Raw genomic sequence first — 17245 nt, 5'->3', positions numbered from 1 at the left:
CGCAAAAAAGGCCGATTCTAAAAAGGTCGACTCCCAGGAGCCGGCCTTTTTTCTTATCCATTCAACGTGATCAGGCCTTGGCGAACGCCAGCAGATCCTTGTTGAACTGATCGGCGTGGGTCACGGTCAGGCCATGCGGCGCACCGGCATAAATCTTCAGTTCGGCGTTCTTGATGATCTTGGCCGACAGCTTGCCCGATGCATCGATCGGCACGATCTGGTCGTCATCGCCATGCACCACCAGTGCCGGCACATCGATCTTCTTCAAGTCGGCGGTGTAGTCGACTTCGGAGAATTGCTTGATGCAGTCGTACTGGCCCTTGTGACCGCCGAGCATGCCCTGCAGCCAGAACGCATGGCGCATGCCCTGGGTGACAGTGTTGCCATCCCGATTGGCTCCGAAGAATGCTGTGGTCAGGTCGTGATAGAACTGCGAACGGTCCTTGGCCACGCCATCGCGAATGCCGTCGAACACGCTCAGCGGCAGGCCGCCCGGATTGGTCGGGCTCTTGACCATCTGCGGCGGCACCGCCCCGACCAGCACCACCTTGGCCACCCGCTTGCTGCCATGACGGCCCACGTAATGCGCCACTTCACCTCCACCGGTGGAATGGCCGACCAGGATCGCGTCTTTAAGGTCCAGTTTCTCGATCACCGCAGCCAGATCGTCGGCATAGGTGTCCATATCGTTGCCGTCCCAGGTCTGCGACGAGCGACCGTGGCTGCGACGGTCATGCGCAATCACGCGGAAGCCGTGTTGGCCCATAAACAGCATCTGCACGTCCCAGGTATCGGCGCTGAGCGGCCAACCGTGCGAGAACACGACCGGCTGGCCCTTGCCCCAGTCCTTGTAAAAAATGTTGGCGCCATCGGGGCGGGTGACGAAATTGGACATTGGTTTGACTCCGTTATTGGTCGGGTGGGGCAGTGTGGTGGGCGGTAGGCGCGTGGCTGCGACGGCACTGGCAAAGTTAGGCGGCGACAACGCTGCCACGGCTGCCGTGCCGGAGATGAGAAAGCGGCGGCGTCCGGCGTCGGGCGGATGCGCTTGGCAGATCGCGTATCACTGCAGCGCGGTACCCCACAGCAGCTTCACATTCAAACCGACGATCACTGCCGCGATCACCCAGGCGAGGCGCAACAGCCACGCCGGTGCCACCAACGCGCCCATCAACTGACGATCGGACACGAAACGCAACAGCGGAATTACCGCAAACGGCAACTGCATCGACAGCACCACCTGGCTAAGCACCAACAGCCGTGCAGTGCCGGCCTCGCCATACAGCCAGGTCACGATCACCACCGGCACGATGGCGATGCCGCGTGTCAGCAAGCGGCGCACCCACGGTGGCAACCGCAGTTGCAGAAAGCCTTCCATCACGATCTGCCCGGCCAGCGTGGCTGTCACGGTGGAATTGACACCGGAGGCGAGCAGGGCGACCGCAAACAGGGTCGAGGCCAGGCCAGCGCCCAGCATCGGCGCCAGCAACGCATGCGCCTGCTCGATCTCCTGCACATCGGTACGGCCCTGCGCATGGAATGCCGCCGCCGCCAGGATTAGGATCGATGCGTTGATGAACAACGCAAACATCAACGCCACGGTGCTGTCGGCGACGGCCCAGCGCAGCGCCGACTTGCGGCCGACATCGGTACGCGGATACGCACGCGTCTGCACGATGGACGAATGCAGGTACAGGTTATGCGGCATCACCGTCGCACCGATGATGCCGATCGCCAGATATAGCGCCTGCGGGTCGGTGACCACTTGCGCACGTGGAATGAAGCCCCCCAACACCGCCGCAATTGGCGGTGCGGCCAGCGCGATCTGGATGCCGAAGCACACGAAGATGATCAGCAGCAGGGCCATCACGAAAGCTTCCAGCGCACGGAAGCCGCGATTCAGCAGCAGCAGTACAAGCACCACATCCACTGCGGTGATGATCGCGCCCATGGTCAGCGGGATGCCGAACAACAGCTTCAGCGCAATCGCGGTGCCGATCACTTCGGCCAGGTCGCAGGCGATGATGGCCAGCTCGCACACTCCCCACAGCGCCAGATTCACGCTGCGTGGATAGCGTGCGCGGCAGGCCTGCGCCAGATCCATACCGGTGGCGACGCCCAGCCGCGCCGACAAGCCCTGAAGGACGATCGCCATCCCGTTGGACAGCAAAATCACCGACAGCAGCAGATATCCGAACTGCGAGCCGCCGGCCAGATCGGTGGCCCAGTTGCCCGGATCCATGTAACCGACCGACACCATGTAGCCCGGCCCCAGGAACGCCAGCAATTTGAACCACCAATGGCCGCTCTTGGGCACGGCGACGCTGGCGTGGTGATCGCCCAGGCCACCGTTGGTGGAGGCTGGCGAACGCGCGGAAGCAATGGTTTCGGCGGACATACGGCGCGAGTCAAACATGGATTGAATGCATGATATAGCAATTGCTATTCTATTGAGCATTGGAAATCTCAATCGTATTGATCGGCTGCGTGCCTCAAACTACCTATCCCGGCACCGAGGCCGGACGTGATGACGAGGACGTGGTGTGGGCAAGAGCGAAAAGCTGGAGGCGGCCGCGCCGGTCCTGATCGATGCGCAGGCGCATATGGAGAGCTTCCGTCAGGTGCGCGAAGCGCGCCGCGCCGAGCTGGTTGAGGACTATGTGGAGCTGATCTCCGATCTGCTGGCCGACGGCGGCGAGGCGCGCCAGGTCGATATCGCCGCGCGTCTGGGCGTGGCCCAGCCCACCGTGGCCAAGATGCTCAAGCGGCTGGTACGCGATGGCTGGGTGGTTCAGCGCCCGTACCGCGGCGTGTTCCTGACCCCGGCCGGCGAGTCACTGGCCGCGTCCAGCCGCCAACGCCATCAGATCGTCGAACGCTTTCTGCTCGCCCTGGGCATCGACGAGGCCACCGCGCGCCGCGATGCCGAGGGCATCGAACATCACGTCAGTGAAGCGACCGTCGCCGCGTTTGCCGCCTTCCTTGGTCGCCAGGGCGGCAGCGCCGCGTGAGCAAGCAGCTGGAAGCCCCGGCCGACGTTGCGCGGTCGCTGACCGACCGGCGATGGATGCAGCACGCCCTGCAACTGGCCGAACGTGCCGAGCGCGACTATGACGAGATCCCGGTCGGTGCATTGCTGATCGATGCCGATAGCACCGTGCTGGGCGAGGGCTGGAACTTCAACATCGCCAGCCACGATCCCAGCGCACATGCCGAGATCATGGCCATGCGCGAAGGCGGCCGCCGCCTGGCCAACCATCGGCTGATCGACTGCACGCTGTATGTCACCCTGGAGCCGTGCGCGATGTGCGCCATGGCGATGATCCATGCACGCATCGCGCGGGTGGTATTCGCTGCCAGCGACCCCAAGACCGGCGCCTGCGGCAGTGTCTTCGATCTGTTGGCCGACCCGCGCCACAACCATCGCGTGCAGGTCAGCGGCGGCGTACTGGCCGCCGAGGCCAGCCTGCGGCTGACCAATTACTTCAGGGCCAAACGTGGCAAGCCGCCACTCGCACCCTGAGCGGCGCGGCCGCGGTATGATGCGCGCCCTTCAGCATCTGGCCGGCGACGGCCCTCCACAGGACGGCGATATGGCAGACACCTTTGCAGGCAACGACCGACTGATTTGGATCGATCTGGAAATGACAGGTCTGGATACCGATCGCGATTCCATCATCGAGATCGCCACCATCGTGACCGATGCGCAGTTGAACGTGCTTGCCGAGGGACCGGAACTGGCCATCGCCCACCCGCTGGCAACGCTGGAAGCGATGGACGAATGGAACCGCAATCAGCATCGCCGTTCGGGTCTGTGGCAGCGCGTGCTCGACAGTCGGGTCACCCACGCTCAAGCTGAGGCGCAGACAGTCACGTTCCTGGGCGAGTGGATCCGCGCCGGCGCCTCGCCAATGTGCGGCAACTCGATCTGCCAGGATCGCCGCTTTCTACACCGCCAGATGTCGCGCCTGGAGCGCTACTTCCACTACCGCAACCTGGACGTGTCCACCCTCAAGGAATTGGCGCGACGCTGGGCGCCGACGGTGGCCAACGGTTTTGCCAAGAGTTCGGCACACACTGCGCTGAGCGATGTGCGCGATTCGATCGACGAGCTGCGCCACTACCGGCAGTTCATGGGTGCGCTGGGTGGCGATACGCAGGCTGACGTGCACAGCTGAGCCTTACTCATCGCTTGGCTGAATACCGTTGAAGTCTTGCGGGCGCTGAGTTGCGAAGTGCGCGTGCGTCAGGCGGCTCGATTAAGGACGGCGCGCCAGACACCGTGCGGTTTTAGCAAATTCAACAAAAAGGCCGCATCACTCGATGCGACCTTTTTGCTTTTCGCCATGACGCCATTAGCACATCAACGCGCCAGCGACGGTCCTTTGGTCAAATCCCCATCGTCTGTGATGCCTCTCAACAACAGCTCCGACATCGGCTTGCCGTCGGCATCGTGGTGATACACATGCAGATCGCGCTGCGGATACGGAATATTGAGCCCGTTCTCCAGCAGCTGATTGCGGATCTGTTCCAGCGTAGTGCTCTTGGCCGCGCCGAAATTGCCGTTGGTCGCATACGCAAACAACATCATATCCACCGTGCTTTCGCCCAGGTTGGTGACCTGCACGAACGGTGCCGGCGAATCCAGAACGTTCGGATTCTCTTTGGCGATCTGCAACAACAACTGCTGGGCTTTTTTCAGATCGTCTTCATAGCCCACGCCCACGGCCACTTCCAGACGCCGGTTGGGCAGGGTGCTGTAATTGACGATCGGGGTGGTGGTGATCGTGCTGTTGGGCAGTGTGATCATGCGTTCGTCGAACGAGCGAAGCCGGGTCTGGAAAATCCGTATCTCGTCCACGATGCCTTCCTGGCCGGCAATCACGACATGGTCGCCATCGCGCATCGGCCGCAGCACGATCAGCATCACGCCTGCGGCAATGTTGGATAGCGAATCCTTCAACGCCAGACCAACGGCCAGGCCTGCCGCACCGAGTACGGCGATCAGCGAGGTCGGCGGTACGCCGATCTGGCTCAACGCGCTCACGAACACCAACACCAGCAACAACGCGTACAGCACGTTGCGCAGGAAGTTGGTCAGCGTTATCTCGATGCGGGCGCGGGTCAGGGCACGGTGCAACCACTGGCTCAGTTGCTTGGCAAGCCACATGCCCGCCACCACGATCAGCAGCGCGAGCCCCCAATTGAGCGCATACAGGGCCCACGGGATGTTCGCCCAGTTGAACGCCGGCTCTGCGGCCTTGGCCACCGCCGGCTTCGCAACGACTGCTCTGGCAGTCGTCGCCAACATTGCACCCATCATGCCATCAGCTCTCGCTCTTGAGCTTGGCCAGACGCAACCAGGTGTCGACCACCGTGTCAGGATTCAACGATACCGATTCGATGCCTTCCTGCATGAGCCATTCGGCCAGTTCCGGATGATCCGACGGCCCCTGGCCGCAGATGCCGACGTACTTGCCCTTGGCACGCGCCGACTTGATCGCCATCGACAGCAGTTTTTTAACCGCCGGATTCCGCTCGTCGAACAGATGCGCCACGATCGACGAATCGCGATCCAGGCCCAGCGTCAGCTGGGTCAGATCGTTGGAACCGATCGAAAAACCATCGAAGATTTCCAGGAACTCGTCTGCAAGCAACGCGTTGGACGGCAGCTCGCACATCATGATGATCTTGAGGCCGTTCTCGCCTCGCTTGAGCCCGTTCTGCTCCAGCACCTCGATCACCTTGCGGCCTTCTTCCAGCGTCCGCACGAACGGAATCATGACCCAGAGGTTATCCAGGCCCATTTCGTTGCGCACCTTCAACACCGCCTTGCATTCCAGCGAAAACGCCTTGGTAAAAGAAGGATCGACATAACGGCTGGCGCCACGGAAGCCGATCATCGGGTTCTCTTCATGCGGTTCGTAACGCGAGCCGCCGATCAGGTTGGCGTACTCGTTCGACTTGAAGTCCGACAAGCGCACGATCACCGTGTTCGGCGCCACCGATGCGGTCAGCGTGGCGATGCCTTCGGCCAGACGGTTGACGTAGAAGCTCACCGGATCGCCATAACCGGCAATCTTGGTGTCGATCTTCTTGCGCACGTCGGCGTCCTGCTTGTCGTATTCCAGCAGCGCATTGGGATGGATGCCGATATGCGCGGCAATGATCATTTCCAGGCGCGCCAGACCAATACCAGCGTTGGGCAGCTGACCGAAGTCGAATGCGCGCTCCGGGTTGGCCACATTCATCATGATCTTGAGCGGCGCAGGCGGCATGTTGCCCAGATCGGTGGTGATGCGCTCGAACGGCAGCAGACCGTCGTAGATGAAGCCGGTATCGCCTTCGGCACAGCTCACCGTCACTTCCTGGCCGTCGCTGAGCACATCAGTGGCGTTACCCGAACCGACCACGGCCGGCACGCCGAGTTCACGCGCGATGATCGCCGCATGGCAGGTACGGCCGCCACGGTTGGTGACGATCGCCGATGCGCGTTTCATCACCGGCTCCCAATCGGGGTCGGTCATGTCGGCGATCAGCACGTCGCCGGCCTGCACGCGGTTCATGTCCTCCAGCGAGCGCACCACGCGCGCCACGCCGCTGCCGATCTTGGCACCCACCGCGCGTCCTTCGACCAGGATTTTGGCGCCCTTGGCTTCCAGCGAAAAACGCTCGATCTGGGTAGCGTGGCTGCGCGACTTCACCGTTTCAGGGCGCGCCTGCACGATGAACAGCTTGCCGCTGACACCGTCCTTCGCCCACTCGATGTCCATTGGGCGACCGTAATGCTTTTCGATCACCAGCGCCTGCCTGGAAAGCTCCTGCACGTCTTCGTCGCTGATCGAGAAGGTGCTGCGCAGTTCGACCGGTGTGTCTTCGATGCGCACGCGCTCGCCTGGCACATCCGAGTACACCATGCGGATCGCTTTGCTGCCGAGCGAGCGGCGCAGGATTGCCGGCTTGCCTGCAGTGAGCGTGGGCTTGTAGACATAGAACTCGTCCGGGTTGACCGCGCCCTGCACGACCATTTCGCCCAGACCGAAGCTCGAGGTAACGAACACCACATCACGAAAGCCCGACTCGGTGTCCAGCGTAAACAGCACGCCGGCGGCACCAACCCCCGAGCGCACCATCAACTGCACGCCGGCCGACAGGAACACGTCTTCGTGCTTGAAACCGTGATGCACGCGATACGCAATCGCGCGATCGTTATAGAGGCTGGCGAACACCTCCTTGACCTTGTGCACGACATCGTCGGCGCCGGTCACATTGAGGAAGGTTTCCTGCTGACCTGCGAACGAGGCGTCCGGCAGATCTTCAGCGGTTGCCGACGATCGTACTGCTACCGCCACTTCGCCGCCACCGTTTTCCGCACATAGATGTTCGTATGCAGTGCGGATGTCCCGGTCCAATTGGGGTTGCAGCGGTGCATCGATCACCCAGCCGCGGATCTCCTTGCCGGCGACGGTGAGAGCGTTGACGTCTTCGACGTCCAGTGTTGCGAGCTTGTCGAAGATGCGCTTGGACAGATTGTTGTGCGCGATGAAGTCCTTGAAAGCTTCCGCAGTGGTCGCATATCCACCGGGAACCGAAACGCCCAACCCGGCCAAGTTGCCAATCATCTCGCCAAGCGAGGAATTTTTACCGCCTACGCGGGCCAGATCGACCAGGCGTAGCTCATGCAACCACAGGATATTCTCGTTCAAGCGCGATGCTCCGTAAGGCCATCGCCCGAGCGGGCTGTATGGCCGCGTCCATAGGAAGAAGCCGCTATGATGCAGTGCACGGCGGAACCTGCACAAGCATGAGCCCGTAAGTTTTGGGCATCAGTTCAAATGAGGTGGCCTTGATGTCAACGATTCGGCCGGTGTTTTACGTGTCCGATGGAACCGGTATCACCGCTGAAACGATTGGGCATAGCCTGCTCACACAGTTCAGCGGATTCAATTTCGTGACCGACCGCATGTCGTTCATCGACGATGCAGAAAAAGCGCGCGCCGCCGCGATGCGTGTGCGCGCTGCGGGCGAGCGGTACCAAGTGCGCCCGGTGGTGGTCAATTCCTGCGTCGATCCACAACTGAGCATGATCCTGGCCGAGAGCGGCGCGCTGATGCTGGATGTGTTCGCGCCCTTCATAGAGCCGCTGGAACGCGAACTCAACGCACCGCGACATTCGCGTGTGGGGCGTGCGCATGGCCTGGTGGATTTCGAGACTTACCACCGCCGTATCAATGCGATGAACTTCGCGTTGAGCCACGACGATGGCATCGCACTCAACTACGACGAGGCGGATGTCATTCTGGTTGCGGTGTCGCGCGCAGGCAAGACGCCGACCTGCATCTATCTGGCCTTGCATTACGGCATTCGCGCCGCAAATTACCCGTTGACCGAAGAAGACCTGGAAAACGAGAATCTGCCGCTGCGGTTGCGCAACTACCGCAGCAAGTTGTTCGGCCTGACCATCGACCCGGAGCGCCTGCAACAAATTCGACAGGAGCGACGCGCGAACTCGCGTTACAGCGCGGCAGAGACCTGTCGGCGCGAAGTGGCGATCGCCGAGCGAATGTTCCAGATGGAGCGCATTCCGTCGCTTAGCACCACCAATACCTCGATCGAGGAAATCTCCAGTAAGGTGTTGTCCACGTTGGGGCTGCAGCGCGAGATGTTCTGAGCTGGGATTGGGGATTCGAAGTTCGTGATTTGGTAGGTGGGACGCGCGATTGGTGCGTGCATCTACCGGATGCCTGGAACTGCTGCTTATGATTGCTGTGGGCCGCTCGGGGGAAACGAAGCGGGCGGGGCAGTACTCCGTCAAGAGTATGCCTGCTGTTGAGCATTCGTCAACGCTGCCCGTGCGGCAGCGCAGCGTGTAGGATTCGGTTCATGGCGCAAGCACTGAGCAAACTCGAACGCATTCCCAAGCTGAGCCGGTTCGGCTGGCTGATGGGCTTGTATGCAGAAAACTTCCAGCATCTGACCCGGCTGTTCGCACCGGCCGATCTCGCACCTGGTTCCTACGCCTCCTCGATCGGCGATGGCTTGAATCTGCGGCTGGACGTGATCGAGTGCCACCGCTACACGGTGGAACTGCGACTGACCTACGATCTGTGCGACCCGGTGACCGGCGAACCGGATCCGTCGGCCTATGTGCGCTTGTACCGCGACGCACGCCAGGCCGAAACCACGCATTGCTATGTCGGCCGCCGCTGGCAGGACGTTATGGGCATGTTCCCGCCGCCAGCCGAGCTGATCAGCCATCGTATGCGCATGAATACGTTCCTGGGCAAGTGGTTGGAGTACCTGGCCGAGCGTGGCCATGGCGTTGCTACCTTGCGTCTGGATACCGATTACGTCGCGCGGCCGCGTTCCAGCTTGCAGGCCGCCGTCGACTGATGCGTGTGTTGCTGCGTCCGATGCGCGGCATCGAGCATAATGATGCGCTACGTGCGTCAGATCGTATGCCATGCCCTATACCCCCATTGTCGCCACGCTTGGCTACCTGTTATCGCCGGACGGCACGCAGGTGTTGATGATCCATCGCACTGCCCGTCCCGGCGATCAACACCTGGGCAAGTACAACGGGCTCGGCGGCAAGGTGGAACCGGACGAAGACGTGCTGGCCGGCATGCGCCGCGAGATTCGCGAAGAAGCTGGCGTGGAGTGCGGTGAAATGCAATTGCGCGGCACCATCAGCTGGCCGGGCTTCGGCAAGCACGGTGAGGACTGGCTGTGCTTTGTGTTCCTGATCGGAAGCTTCGAAGGCACGCCGCAGACCTCGAACCCGGAGGGCACACTGAAATGGGTGGCAATCGACCAGATGGACCAAGTGCCGATGTGGGAAGGCGACCGGAACTTCCTACCGTTGGTGTTCGACGGCGACCCGCGTCCGTTCCATGGCGTCATGCCGTATCGCGACGGGCGCATGCAGTCGTGGACGTATTCGCGGATCTAAGCGATATCAGAACGGTCGCCTGCGTAGAGCGCGCGTTACCCTTTGCGTCCTGCTCACCCCAGGCTCCGCATGAAACGCCATTTCTCGAGGTTGCGCGATTTCCACCTCGCGGACTTGTTCACGTTGGCCAATGGCTTCTGCGGCATCGGGGTGATCTTCGCGGTGATGCGGTTTTTGCAGGAAGGCCATCGTGGCGATCTCTTGCTGGGCATGGCGCTGATTCCGCTGGCGTTCGTGTTCGATGCGCTGGACGGGCATGTGGCGCGCTGGCGCAAAGCGTTCTCAATCTTGGGCCGCGAGCTGGATTCGCTGGCCGACGTGATTTCGTTCGGGGCGGCGCCGGCCTCGCTGGGCTATGCCTGCGGCATGCGCGGTGGCTGGGATTGGCTGGTGCCGAGCTATTTTGTCTGCTGCGGCGTAAGCCGGTTGGCGCGTTACAACGTCACTGCCGAAGGGATCGCCGGCGAGGCCGACAAGGTGCCGTAATTCGAAGGCACCTCGATTCCCACCAGCCTGCTGTTGGTGATTCTGCTCGCGGTCGCCGCCAGCAGTGGCCGTATGGCGACACCCTGTGGTGGGGCCAGTGGCAGCTCGGGCCGTGGCAGTTCCACCCGCTGGTGCTGCTGTTTGCGTTGTCGGGCTCGCTAATGATCGGCAAGACGCTGCGGATCCTCAAACCCTGACCGGTATGCCGGGACACACGCGGTAGGATGGCTGGGTGGACAGTCACGGGAAGGGATGATGGCAGGTAGCGGTTCGGACAACGGCAACTTCGAGGACAAGGCGCGCCAGTATTGGAGTGCCTGGGAAGATGCCATGCGCCACGGTCAGGCCGCCGGCTCCGCTGCGCGGCCGCCACCGGCTCCCGATAGCGACGTACCGCAAGACTGGCGCAAGGCGGTGGACTGGTGGTCTCAGTTGTTGACCACGCAGGCAGCACCGCAGGCGCAGGAAGCGATCGACCGCTTCCTCAATCAGGCCGGCGCTTGGTTCGGCACCATGCAAGAGGTGGCCGCGCAATTTGCCGGGCGGGACACCTCTGCCAACGAAGTCTCCGATGCGTGGCGGAAGGCCGTGCAAGGGCAGGGCGGGCAATTGATGCAATGGACGCTCGGTTCGTTGCGCGGTGGCAGCCAGGTCGGCTTCGACCCGTGGCTGCAGGAAGCGGCGCAGACTTGGGAAAAATGGCGGCAGGAAAATGCGTCGTGGTTGGACATGCCGGCGTTCGGATTGAACCGTAATCATCAGGCCCGCCTGCAGAAACTGGCACGCGCGCAGCAAGACTATCAGGAGCAGTCGCAGGCCTATGGCGAGCAACTCAAGGCCGCCATCGAGCAGGCGTTCACGCGCTTTGCGTCCAAGCTGAGCGAGCACGAGAGCAGCGGTAGCCAGCTGACCAGCGCGCGCGCCTTGTTCGATCTGTGGATCGAAGCGGCTGAAGAATCCTATGCCGACGTTGCGTTGTCGGACCAGTTTCGTCAAGTGTACGGCGGCTTCGCCAACGCGCACATGCGCATGCGCGCTGCGCTGCAAGAGCAAGTCGAAGAACTCAGCGAACGCTTCGGAATGCCGACCCGTTCGGAAATGGATGCTGCCCATCGCCGTATTGCCGAGCTGGAGCGTTTGGTGCAGCGCATGCTGCGTACGGCGGCAAGCCCCGCAAGCAAACCTGCGGCAGCGTCGACTGCCGATCCGGTCGCGCCGGCCACGGCCAAGCGTGCGGCCGCATCCAAGGCGAGTGCTGCGCCCAAGCCAACAACTGCAACCAGCGCCGTCAAAAAAACCGCAGCGAAAAAGACTGCAGCTAAAGCAGCTAAAAAGTCTCCAGCTAAAAAGACCACCGATTCAAAGACCGTATCCAAGCCATCCACTGGCAAGCCCGCCGGCAAGCCGATTACACGCAAGCCACGTGGAGCGCAGGCATGAAAGGCCCGTTGGGATTCAGCGCCGAAGACCTGATGCAGGAAACCCTGTCGATGCAGCGCAAGCTGCGCGAGGGGCTCAAGCTGCTGCCTGACGTTGAGGATGTGGATTACGGCGCCACCGAGCGCGAAGAAGTCTGGCGCGATGGCAAGGTGTTGCTGTATCGCTTTGTCGGCGAGCAAGCGCCAGTGGCGAAGACGCCGTTGTTGATCGTCTACGCGCTGGTCAATCGCCCGTACATGGTCGACCTGCAGGCCGATCGCTCGCTGGTCAAGGGCCTGCTCAGTCACGGTCAGGACGTTTACGTGCTGGATTGGGGCTATCCAGATCGCTCTGAGCGTTACCTCACCCTCGAAGATTATCTGCTGCGCTATATCGATGGCGCGGTAGATCACTTACGCGCGCAGTCGGGGCTGGATGCGGTCGATCTGCTCGGCATCTGCCAGGGCGGCACGTTCTCGTTGTGCTACGCCGCGTTGCAGCGGTCCAAGGTGCGCAACCTGATCACCATGGTCACGCCGGTGGATTTCCACACTCCCGACAACATGCTGTCCAATTGGGCGCGCATGGTCGATGTGGATCTGTTCGTCGATACGATGGGCAATGTGCCGGCGGATCTGATGAACGTCATTTACCTGATGCTCAAGCCGTTCCGGCTCAATCTGCAAAAGTACGTGAGCCTGCTCGACATCCTCGACGACAAGCAGGCGCTGGAAGATTTCCTGCGTATGGAAAAGTGGATCTTCGATTCGCCCGATCTGGCTGGCGAGGCCTTCCGCGAGTTCGTCACGTTGTTCTATCAGCGCAATGGGCTGGTCACCGGCCAAGTGAGCATCGGCGGGCAGGCGGTGGATCTGAAGGCAATCGACATGCCGGTGTTGAATATCTATGCCGAACACGATCATCTGGTGCCGCCGGATGCCTCGCGCGCGCTGCGTAGTCTGGTCGGCAGCGACGATTACAGCGAGCTGAGTTTTCGCGGCGGGCATATCGGCATCTACGTTTCCGGACGTGCCCAGCGCGAAGTGCCGGTGGCTATCCATCGCTGGTTACAGGAGCGTGGCGGCACCACCTGATGCTGTCGGCATGCGGCACCTCGCCTACAGCTATGCTGAGAAACCCCCCGCAGCCATCACGATGTGCTGTCGTCGGACTCTTTAAACTGTCTCCTACATTTGCAGGAGTCTTGCCGTGTCCACCACCACACTGTCCCGTTCCCTTAACGATCGCATGATCGCTGGCGTCGTCGGTGGTATCGCACGCCGTCTCGGCTGGAGTTCCACGCTGCTGCGCGTGTTGTTCGTCATCGTCTCGATCGCCTCGGCCGCGTTCCCGGGCATTCTGGTCTATCTGGTTCTGTGGCTGCTGCTCCCCAATCAGGCCGACTGAGCGCTGCACAGCGCAGGCTGGCTGCGTTGCAGGCCTTTGGCGTGCTGTGGACGCTGCCCAATACCGTGCTTGGGCTTGTGATCGGTGCGATCGGCAGTTGTTTTGGCGCCAGGCCGCGCTGGTCCAACCGCGAACGCGCACTGGTCTTCCATGCATGGCCATGGGGGCCGGGTGGGGCAATGACGTTGGGCAATGTGATTGTGTTGAAAGGTCGCTCGCTCGACTTGCAGTGCAGCACATACGCGCATGCCGCTGGCCGCTGTCAGCATCCGCCGGTGCGCTTAGGCGATCACGAGCGTGCGCATGTCTACCAATATATGCTGCTAGGCCCGCTGTTTTTACCGGTGTATTTCTTGTGCGGCGGCATCCATGTGCGCAACCCGTTGGAGCGGGCTGCGGATATGTATGCGATGCACGGCTACGGTTGGTGGCCGTGGGGCTTTCAACGCGATCGCGAAAAACCGAACAACTCGGACAGCGGGTGAGGCGGGCCTTCCAGTTGCGCCCGCAATAGCCCGGCGCCAATCGCGCCGTAGGTGATGCCATTGCCGCATTAGGCCATCGCAAACGACATGCGTCGGCCTCGCTCAGGATGCGGGCCGAAGAACGGCAGCCCGTCAGCGGTTTCTGCGAAGGTGCCGCCCCAAGAGGATGCCGGGCGCAGCCTCGCATCCGGCATTTGAAGTCGTAGCGGCCGAGGGTATTGCACAGGACTTGCACGTCGAGGATGGCTTGCGCACACGCACCATATGCCAGCGCGGCGCCCGGCATGCCGCATTGCCTGGCCAGCTCTATCATCGGCGTATCGATTTCTTACTGCAGTAAGGACGTGCTGGCCGAGGTGCTGCCCCAACCGATGTCGCATTGCTCGATCGCCACAACCTTGCGGCGTGGCACGACAATTCATGCGCGATCAGCGCGGTGGTGACTCTCCCACCGACGATGGCGACCTCGTATTGAGTGTCTTGCTCAAGGCACGGGTAGGTGCGCATCAATCCGTTGCGGATCGACCAGAATGGGTAGCCGCTTTTAAGGTCCATGCGTTGTCATGAGAGAGCGGGCGGTGCGCAATTTGCCGGCCAAGCGGGGTGAAGCGGCCATGAAAAGCGAGCCCGGCCTAGCCACGGTCACCAAACCGCAAACAGCCGGCGTTAACCTGTGTGGAGAGCTCCTCACGGCGCGCTCGTTATCCTGGCGCCACCAATGCAGCAACAGGAGGTGTGGCATGTCGATTGTCCTGTACGTCGGTGGCAGCAAAGATGGCGACAAGGGCGTGATGCCTTATGGATTAAGCAAGTCGCGTGCGATGACCGATGCTGGCCCGGAGGTGTATGTCGAGCGCATGGTGCCGGTAAAGAATGTTGGCAAGATCCGCGTAATGGCGCTGGAGTCGCTGCAGGAAAGCATCCTGGTCGAGCGCGCAGCCACCCATTACGCCCGTCGCGTCAGCTGATCGCGGCGGCATAGGTTTACGACGGTCCTGTCAACGGGTTTCCGCAGTGGGCTTGCACTGCGAAAATGGTTTTTTTCAGTGAAGCGGTTCCGGCCGCACCGCCATGCACGATAGCCAGCTTGCCCAGCAGATTGCTCGCACCATCGCCGACGAGATCGGTGCCCAGCCCGCCCAGGCGCGCGCCGCCATCAGCCTTTTGGATGAAGGCGCCAGCGTTCCGTTCATCGCCCGCTACCGTAAGGAAGTCACCGGCGGCCTGGACGATACCCAACTTCGCAACCTCGAAACGCGGCTGACCTATCTGCGCGAGCTGGAAGAGCGCCGCGCGGCGATCCTGTCCAGCATTGGCGAGCAGGGCAAACTCAGCGACCAATTGCGCAACGAGATCGCCGCTGCCGATACCAAGTCGCGGTTGGAAGATCTGTACCTGCCTTACAAGCCCAAGCGCCGCACCCGTGCCCAGATTGCGCGCGAAGCCGGGCTGGAACCGTTGGCCGATGGTCTGCTGTCTGATCCAAGTCAGGCGCCGGAAGTGGCCGCCGCGGTGTTCATCGATGCCGAGAAGGGCGTCACCGACATCAAAGCGGCACTGGAAGGCGCGCGCGCAATCCTGATGGAGCGCTGGGGCGAAGACGCCGCGCTGGTCGGCGAGCTGCGCAGCTGGCTCAATGACAACGGCATCATTCGCGCGCGCGTTGCCGAGGGCAAGGAAGAAGCCGGTGCCAAGTACCGCGATTACTTCGACCATGCCGAGTCCTTGGCCAAGATTCCTTCGCACCGGTTGCTGGCCTTGTTCCGTGCCCGCCGTGAGGAATTTCTGTATCTGGACCTAGACCCGGGCAACGATGTCGACGCCGGCCACCAGTACGCCGAAGGGCGCGTGGCACGCAGCGCCGGCATTTCCAATGCAGGCCGTCCCGCCGACCGCTGGTTACTGGACGCGTGCCGTCTAACCTGGCGTGCCAAGCTGCAGATGCATCTGCAACTGGACCTGTTCAACCAGGCGCGTGAAAAGGCCGAGGCCGAGGCGATCGCGGTGTTTGGCGACAACCTCAAGGACCTGATGCTGGCCGCACCTGCCGGTCCACGCGTGGTGCTCGGGCTGGACCCGGGTATCCGCACCGGCTGCAAGATCGCGGTGGTCGATGCCACCGGCAAGGTGGTGGCGACCGAGACGATTTATCCGCACGAGCCCAGGCGGCAGTGGGAGCAGTCGCTGCAGACGATCAAGAAGTTGTGTCTGCAGCACAACGTGGAGCTGATTGCGATCGGCAACGGCACCGCAAGTCGCGAGACCGACAAGCTCGCCGGTGAGGCAATTGCGCTATGCGGTGCGACCAAGCTGCAGAAGATCGTGGTCAGCGAAGCTGGCGCGTCGGTGTATTCGGCGTCCGAGATCGCGGCCAAGGAATTCCCCGATCTGGACGTGTCGCTGCGTGGCGCCGTGTCGATCGCGCGTCGTCTGCAGGACCCGTTGGCCGAGTTGGTCAAGATCGAGCCCAAGGCGATCGGCGTAGGCCAGTACCAGCACGACGTGGATCAGTACCGCCTGGCCAAGGCGCTGGAAGCGCGCGTAGAAGACTGCGTCAATGCAGTCGGGGTGTACGTCAACACTGCCTCGGCGGCATTGCTGTCGCGCGTATCCGGGCTGTCGAGCACGGTGGCGGAAAACATCGTGCGTCATCGCGACAACAACGGCCCGTTCAAGCGCCGCAAGGACCTGCTTAAAGTGCCGCGGTTAGGCGACAAAACCTTTGAACAATGTGCCGGTTTTCTGCGCATTGCCGATGGCGACGAGCCACTGGACGTGTCGGCGGTGCACCCGGAAGCCTACCCTGTGGTCCAGCGCATCGTTGGCGCGACCGGCAAGCCGATCAAGGCACTGCTGGGCGACGGCAGTTTTTTGCGGGGCCTGAAGCCGGAGTTGTTCACCGACGAACAGTTCGGTGTGCCGACGGTGTGCGACATCCTCAAGGAACTGGAAAAACCCGGTCGCGATCCGCGTCCCGAGTTCAAGGCGGCGCAGTTTGCCGAAGGCATCGAAGATATCAGGCACCTCAAGCCAGGCATGGTGCTCGAAGGTGTGGTCAGCAACGTCGCAGCGTTCGGCGCCTTCGTCGATATCGGCGTGCACCAGGATGGCCTAGTGCACATCTCCGCGCTCTCGGACACCTTCGTCAAAGATCCGCGCGACGTGGTCAAGGCCGGCGATATCGTCAAGGTCAAGGTGCTGGAAGTGGATGTGGCGCGCAAGCGCATCGCACTGACGTGCCGGCTGTCCGACACGCCACCACCGGCCGATGGTGCTTCCCAATTGCGCGAGATACGCGGCAACGGTGGCCCGGGGCAGGGCCGTCGCGAGGGTGGCGGGCGTGGTCCGGCGCAAGGCAGCACCAAGCCGCGGACTACTGTTCCCCCGGCCGACAACGCGCTCGCCGCTGCGTTCGCACGCGCAAAACGCACCTGAGTCATGCTGCCCCGGTGACTGGTTGGGGCAGCTTGCGGCGCGCCGGTTAGGTGGGGAGGAT

Annotated in this window: 16 protein-coding genes and 2 pseudogenes; 13 read left to right on the top strand and 5 right to left on the bottom strand. The window is 62.1% G+C overall.

The features are described from left to right. Positions 1–70: 70 nt before the first annotated feature. A complete protein-coding gene (locus J5I97_RS09645) occupies positions 71–895 on the bottom strand; it encodes an alpha/beta fold hydrolase (protein WP_208586204.1) in 825 nt (274 codons plus the stop codon). Between the two features lie 168 nt (positions 896–1063). After that, a complete protein-coding gene (locus J5I97_RS09640) occupies positions 1064–2398 on the bottom strand; it encodes an Nramp family divalent metal transporter (protein ID WP_208586202.1) in 1335 nt (444 codons plus the stop codon). A 145-nt stretch (positions 2399–2543) separates the two neighbouring features. Between J5I97_RS09640 and mntR the strand changes: the two genes are divergently transcribed. The 3 genes from mntR (at position 2544) to orn (ending at position 4178) form a co-directional block, all read left to right on the top strand. Then, positions 2544–3011, top strand: coding sequence for a manganese-binding transcriptional regulator MntR (gene mntR, locus J5I97_RS09635; RefSeq protein ID WP_208586200.1), 468 nt, complete (start codon positions 2544–2546; stop codon positions 3009–3011). Beyond that, positions 3008–3523 carry a tRNA adenosine(34) deaminase TadA gene (gene tadA, locus J5I97_RS09630; RefSeq protein WP_208586198.1) on the top strand — a complete coding sequence of 172 codons (516 nt, stop codon included), beginning with the start codon at positions 3008–3010 and terminating at the stop codon, positions 3521–3523. Before mntR ends, tadA begins: the two co-directional genes overlap by 4 nt. Positions 3524–3593: 70 nt before the next feature. Beyond that, complete coding sequence (orn, locus tag J5I97_RS09625) at positions 3594–4178, top strand: oligoribonuclease (RefSeq protein ID WP_208591665.1); 585 nt, start codon at positions 3594–3596, stop codon at positions 4176–4178. Positions 4179–4363: 185 nt separating this feature from the next. Here orn and J5I97_RS09620 read toward each other — a convergent pair whose 3' ends face one another. Beyond that, entirely contained in the window at positions 4364–5323 is a 960-nt protein-coding gene (locus J5I97_RS09620; protein ID WP_208586196.1) for a mechanosensitive ion channel family protein, read from the bottom strand. 4 nt (positions 5324–5327) lie between these two features. Next, positions 5328–7706: a phosphoenolpyruvate synthase gene (ppsA, locus tag J5I97_RS09615; RefSeq protein ID WP_208586195.1), complete on the bottom strand. Its 2379-nt coding sequence runs from the start codon at positions 7704–7706 to the stop codon at positions 5328–5330. A gap of 143 nt (positions 7707–7849) precedes the next feature. Here ppsA and ppsR point away from each other — a divergent pair, with 143 nt between their 5' ends. The 8 genes and pseudogenes from ppsR to J5I97_RS09575 all read left to right on the top strand — a co-directional run bounded on the left by ppsR (position 7850) and on the right by J5I97_RS09575 (position 13749). Further along, on the top strand, positions 7850–8671 hold the full coding sequence (gene ppsR / locus J5I97_RS09610; protein WP_208586193.1) for a posphoenolpyruvate synthetase regulatory kinase/phosphorylase PpsR: 822 nt from the start codon (positions 7850–7852) through the stop codon (positions 8669–8671). A gap of 212 nt (positions 8672–8883) precedes the next feature. Beyond that, positions 8884–9393 (top strand): DUF1249 domain-containing protein, encoded by a 510-nt coding sequence (locus tag J5I97_RS09605; RefSeq protein ID WP_208586191.1) that lies wholly within the window; start codon positions 8884–8886, stop codon positions 9391–9393. Between the two features lie 70 nt (positions 9394–9463). Further along, positions 9464–9952 carry an NUDIX hydrolase gene (locus J5I97_RS09600; RefSeq protein WP_208586189.1) on the top strand — a complete coding sequence of 163 codons (489 nt, stop codon included), beginning with the start codon at positions 9464–9466 and terminating at the stop codon, positions 9950–9952. Positions 9953–10021: 69 nt separating this feature from the next. Further along, a pseudogene (locus tag J5I97_RS09595) lies at positions 10022–10635 on the top strand (CDP-alcohol phosphatidyltransferase family protein). A gap of 55 nt (positions 10636–10690) precedes the next feature. Continuing rightward, on the top strand, positions 10691–11878 hold the full coding sequence (phaE, locus tag J5I97_RS09590; protein WP_208586187.1) for a class III poly(R)-hydroxyalkanoic acid synthase subunit PhaE: 1188 nt from the start codon (positions 10691–10693) through the stop codon (positions 11876–11878). After that, positions 11875–12951, top strand: coding sequence for a class III poly(R)-hydroxyalkanoic acid synthase subunit PhaC (locus J5I97_RS09585; protein WP_208586185.1), 1077 nt, complete (start codon positions 11875–11877; stop codon positions 12949–12951). Before phaE ends, J5I97_RS09585 begins: the two co-directional genes overlap by 4 nt. Before the next feature lie 115 nt (positions 12952–13066). Next, on the top strand, positions 13067–13264 hold the full coding sequence (locus J5I97_RS09580; protein ID WP_208586182.1) for a PspC domain-containing protein: 198 nt from the start codon (positions 13067–13069) through the stop codon (positions 13262–13264). Further along, positions 13261–13749, top strand: coding sequence for a hypothetical protein (locus J5I97_RS09575; protein ID WP_208591664.1), 489 nt, complete (start codon positions 13261–13263; stop codon positions 13747–13749). Before J5I97_RS09580 ends, J5I97_RS09575 begins: the two co-directional genes overlap by 4 nt. On the opposite strand, the pseudogene J5I97_RS09570 reads toward J5I97_RS09575, so the two are convergent. Next, positions 13707–14304: pseudogene (locus tag J5I97_RS09570) on the bottom strand (hypothetical protein). The gene J5I97_RS09575 and the pseudogene J5I97_RS09570 overlap by 43 nt on opposite strands. 185 nt (positions 14305–14489) lie before the next feature. Between J5I97_RS09570 and J5I97_RS09565 the strand changes: the two are divergent. Both J5I97_RS09565 and J5I97_RS09560 read left to right on the top strand, forming a co-directional pair. Next, entirely contained in the window at positions 14490–14717 is a 228-nt protein-coding gene (locus J5I97_RS09565) for a hypothetical protein (protein WP_208586181.1), read from the top strand. Between the two features lie 103 nt (positions 14718–14820). Then, positions 14821–17184: a Tex family protein gene (locus J5I97_RS09560; protein ID WP_208586179.1), complete on the top strand. Its 2364-nt coding sequence runs from the start codon at positions 14821–14823 to the stop codon at positions 17182–17184. Positions 17185–17245: the final 61 nt, after the last annotated feature.

It is taken from the genome of Xanthomonas fragariae (genome assembly GCF_017603965.1).
Lineage (GTDB): Bacteria > Pseudomonadota > Gammaproteobacteria > Xanthomonadales > Xanthomonadaceae > Xanthomonas > Xanthomonas fragariae_A.
Note: the sequence above shows the minus strand (reverse complement) of the source record. Positions and strands in the feature narration are given on the sequence as shown.